Origin of the sequence: Cellulomonas hominis, assembly GCF_005239125.1 — a bacterium.
Classification (GTDB): Bacteria; Actinomycetota; Actinomycetes; order Actinomycetales; family Cellulomonadaceae; genus Cellulomonas; species Cellulomonas hominis_A.
Map to the genome: position 1 here is coordinate 1 of NZ_SZYE01000358.1, position 1,131 is coordinate 1,131.

1 protein-coding gene and 1 pseudogene are annotated in these 1,131 nt (G+C 77.5%); one reads left to right on the forward strand and one right to left on the reverse strand.

Translation table 11 applies throughout. The annotated features are described in order from the left end of the window. Positions 1–401, reverse strand: a 401-nt coding sequence (locus FA014_RS19570) for a hypothetical protein (protein ID WP_154731261.1), incomplete at its 3' end; no start/stop codon positions are given. A gap of 81 nt (positions 402–482) precedes the next feature. Between FA014_RS19570 and FA014_RS19575 the strand changes: the two are divergent. Continuing rightward, a pseudogene (locus tag FA014_RS19575) lies at positions 483–1,131 on the forward strand (MFS transporter); the annotation flags it as partial.

A 1,131-nucleotide genomic window follows, 5' to 3' on the forward strand; every position in this document is an offset into this window, starting at 1 on the left:
ACGTCGTCGGGCGCGTCGGGCGCGTCGGCGGTCCGGTGGACCACGTGCCCGGACAGCTGCGGCGGCACCGGCCGTGCGCCCGGCCCCCCGGCCCGCAGCCACCCCTCGAGCACCGCGGTGCGCCGCTCGCCCGCGAGGCGCTCGAACCAGACGGGTCGCGCCCCCGCGCGCCGGCACGCGCCCGAGGGTCGCGCGACGACCACGTCGCCGCGCTCGCACTCGTCGAGGCACTCGACCTCGGTGAGCCGGGCCGCACCGCGGCCGGCCACCGCGCGCAGGCGCGCCAGCTGGCCGCCGGGCAGCGGGTCGTCCTCGCCCAGCGTCTCGCCGGCGCACAGGGAGCAGGCCGTCAGGCCGGGGAGCGCGGCGTCCCTGCTGGGCTCGGTGGGGGTCTCGGGCACCGGACGACGATACGCGGCGGACCGTCGCACCCGGGCCGCCGCAGGACTTACGCGCTCGCGCAAGTGTGCAACGATGAGCGGGTGCTGTCCGCTCTCGCCGTCCCGACGTACCGCCGGCTGTTCACCGCCCAGGCCGTCTCCCTCGCGGGCACCGGCCTGGCGACCGTCGCGCTGGGCCTGCTCGCGTACGACGTCGCCGGTGCCGGTGGCGGGCTGGTGCTCGGCACGGTGTTCGCCCTCAAGATGCTGGCCTACGTCGCGGTCGCCCCGGTCGCCGCTGCCCTGGTGCACGCCGCGCCGCCGCGCGCGGTGCTGGTCACGGCCGACCTGGTGCGGGTCGTCGTGGTGCTCGGCCTGCTCCTGGTGTCCGCCGTGTGGCAGGTGTACGTCCTGGTCCTGGTGCTGCAGGCGGCCTCCGCGGTGCACACCCCGGCGTACCAGGCGGTGCTGCCCCGGGTGCTCCGGGACGAGCGCCGGTACACGCAGGCGCTGTCGCTGTCCCGGCTCGGCGAGGACCTGGAGATGGTCCTGTCGCCCCTGCTGGCCGCGGCGCTGCTGCTGGTGGTGCCGGGCTCCGACCTGTTCGTGGGCACGGCGATCGGGTTCGCGGTGTCCGCGCTGCTCGTGTCGCGGCTGGAGCTCGGCGGTGCCGCCGGTGGCGCGGACGACGACGCGGACGGCGGCGGGAGCGGTGACGTCGACGGCCGCGTCGACGACCCGACGACGTTCG